At 58.0% G+C, this 2,787-nt stretch carries 4 protein-coding genes; all 4 read left to right on the top strand.

Features of this window, described 5'->3' with window-relative positions; genetic code table 11:
• The coding region (locus NP596_RS20825; RefSeq protein ID WP_256617307.1) for an SHOCT domain-containing protein at positions 1–198 on the top strand (198 nt) is incomplete at its 5' end.
• Between the two features lie 2 nt (positions 199–200).
• Positions 201–878, top strand: coding sequence for a zf-TFIIB domain-containing protein (locus NP596_RS20820; RefSeq protein WP_256617306.1), 678 nt, complete (start codon positions 201–203; stop codon positions 876–878).
• A 189-nt stretch (positions 879–1,067) separates the two neighbouring features.
• Complete coding sequence (locus NP596_RS20815) at positions 1,068–2,009, top strand: NADH-quinone oxidoreductase subunit B family protein (RefSeq protein WP_256617305.1); 942 nt, start codon at positions 1,068–1,070, stop codon at positions 2,007–2,009.
• 1 nt (position 2,010) lies between these two features.
• Positions 2,011–2,787 (top strand): nickel-dependent hydrogenase large subunit (locus tag NP596_RS20810; RefSeq protein ID WP_256617304.1); only part of this gene is annotated, 777 nt, incomplete at its 3' end.

The raw sequence follows: 2,787 nt of genomic DNA, 5'->3' as shown, positions 1-2,787 counted from the left end.
GCCGGCATGGGATTGGGCGCCGGGGTGGCGCTGGGGCAAAACATGGCGCAAGGCCTGACATTGGATATGCCGGCCGCCGCCGCGGCAACGGAAGACATTGCCGGCAAATTGGCGCAATTGAAGAAGTTGTTCGAGGCGGATTTGATCTCCGAAGCCGAATACAGCGCCAAAAAACAAGAATTGCTGGCCCGTTTTTAACCATGGCGCGTTGCAACAATTGCTCGGCGCCCTTGCCGCCCAACACCCAGTATTGCGGTTATTGCGGGGTGCGTAACGATGTCGATTTGCACGGCAAGCACGATTATAGGGTGGTCGGCGAGGCGTCGGAACGCATCTGTCCGGAATGCAATATTCATTTGCAAACCATTGCCTTGGCAATGCAGCCGCCGTTGCACATCGAACGCTGCAGCCGCTGCTTCGGTTTGTTTTTCGATCCCGGCGAAGTGGAAGCCTTATTGGAATCGGCGGTTTCGCCGGTTTATACGGTCAACCGGGAATTGCTCGGCAATATCAACAATGACCGTTATCAACGCAATAAGCCGGTCAAATACCTGGAATGCCCGGTGTGTTTGAATATGATGAGCCGGGTGGCGTTCGGGCATAAGAGCGGGGTGGTCGTCGATCAATGCCGCGCCCACGGCGTTTGGCTGGATGGCGGCGAAATCAGCCATTTGTTGGAATGGAAAAAAGCCGGCGGGCAAATCCTGCACCAACAAAAACAAGCGGAATTGCAGCAGAGAAAACGCCCACCCAAACAAGAGCGGGTTCAAATAGACGGTAGGCCGGGCAATGGTTATGGCGGACAATACGAATCCATGGGCGGAGAAGAGGGGTTGCTGGATATTGTCTTCGGTCTTGTTTTTAAGGTGTTTGAATAATATCCACAACTTTTTGTCCGATATAAAACCGGACTGCCTATCGTATCGATATGCACGCTCTTGACGTAGACAACCCGGTTTTGGGGCCGATTCGGCCCCGCCTAAACACACATTGGACATTAGTGCATTGCACGCCGGCTTTCAAATTCAATACAATCGCCGGTTAAAATTGAAACTGGGCGAGTAAATATGAATACTGTATTCTGGCTGCAAACCGGAGCCTGCGGCGGCGAATCGTTGGCCATTCTCAGCGCCGATTCGCCCAGCCTGGAGCAACTTTTATCCGCGCATAATATCGAGCTGCTCTGGCATCCCTCGCTATCCCACGCCGGCATGCGGGAGCACGATGCCATGTTCGAGCGCATCGTCTGCGGCGGCCAGGCCTTGGATATTCTGTGCGTGGAAGGCAGCATCGTCACCGCGCCGCGCGGCACGGGGCTGTACGACAGTTACCGGGGCCGGGCCAGAATGGATATGGCAAGAGAATTGGCCGAACATGCCGGCGTGGTGGTGGCGATGGGCACTTGCGCGGCTTTCGGCGGCGTTCACGCCGCCACGCCGAATCCCGGCGACTGCATCGGCCTGCAATATAACCGTGAACAGCCGGGCGGCCTATTTCCTCCCGAGTGGCGTTCGCGCGGCGGTTTGCCGGTGATTAACATCTCCGGTTGTCCGGCCCATCCGCATGCCATGACCCAAACCTTGGCTTGGCTGGCGACCGGCCTACCCCTGGAACTCGATGCCTTGAATCGTCCCAAAGCCTTCTTCAACACCATGGTGCATCAGGGATGTACCCGCAACGAATATCATGAATACGATATCGAGGAGACGGTGCCGGGAGGGCAAGCCTGCCTGTTTTTCAATCTGGGTTGTCAGGGGCCCATGACCCAGGCGGTGTGCAACAGCGACCTGTGGAACGGCACCAGCAGTAAAACCCGTGCCGGCGTACCTTGTTTCGGCTGTACTTCGCCAGGCTTTCCCCGCGACATCGATCTTTTTAGTACCGAAAAAATCGGCGACATCCCGCTGCGCCTGCCCTTGGGCGTGGAGCGCGCCCGGTATATGGCCTACAAAAATTTGGCGCACCACGCCGCGCCGGCGCGGGTCAAAGATAAGGAAATGGATAGCTGAAATGGCCAGAATTGCTGTCAATGTCAACCTCAACCGGGTGGAAGGGGATCTGGAAATCGGTCTAGTGCTGGAAGATGGCGTGGTGACGGAAGCCCGTACCGTCGGCACGCTTTACCGCGGTTTCGAGCAAATCATGCTGGGACGCACGCCGCGCGATGCTTTGGTGATTACGCCTCGTGTCTGCGGCATTTGCGGAACCGCGCATCTGTACTCGGCGGTGCTGGCGCTGGAACATGCCTGGCAACTGCCGGTGCCGGCCAATGCCACGCGCATCCGTAACCTGTGTTTGATTGCCGAAGGCCTGCAAAACGATTTTCGGCAAACCTTTTTGTTTTTCGCTCCGGATTTTTGTAACCCTCGTTACAGCGGACAGCCCTGGTTTGCCGAGGCGCTGGCGGCGTTCGAGCCATTCCGCGGCTCGATTTATCTCGAAACGCTGGCAACCACCCGCCGCGCGGTCGAAATCGTCGCCCATTTCGGCGGGCAATGGCCGCATTCGTCCTACATGCTGCCCGGCGGAGTCACCCTGTCGGCCGATATGCGGCGGATATTGGCTTGCCGCGCGGTACTGGACGACGTGCTACGCTGGTACGAGCAGCGTATCGTCGGCGCCCCGCTGGACGATTGGTTGGCCCTGGACAGCGCCGATGCTTATTTCGGTTGGTTGGAAACTCCGGCTCATGCCGGCAGCGCTCTGGGTATGTTGAGCCGTTGCGCCCGCTCGCTGGGGTTGCACCGTCTGGCCGCCGGCACGCCGCACATGCTCAGCTGCGGTTCC

The organism is Methylomonas rivi, from assembly GCF_024505165.1.
Lineage (GTDB): Bacteria > Pseudomonadota > Gammaproteobacteria > Methylococcales > Methylomonadaceae > Methylomonas > Methylomonas rivi.
The sequence above is the reverse complement of the archived record's forward strand: the minus strand, read 5'-3'. Positions and strand labels throughout refer to the sequence as shown.

Bases quoted from the DNA above. Each gene is read 5' to 3' on its own strand.
- NP596_RS20815 (WP_256617305.1), top strand. From the start codon at position 1,068: ATGAATACTGTATTCTGGCTGCAAACCGGAGCCTGCGGCGGCGAATCG.
- NP596_RS20820 (WP_256617306.1), top strand. From the start codon at position 201: ATGGCGCGTTGCAACAATTGCTCGGCGCCCTTGCCGCCCAACACCCAG.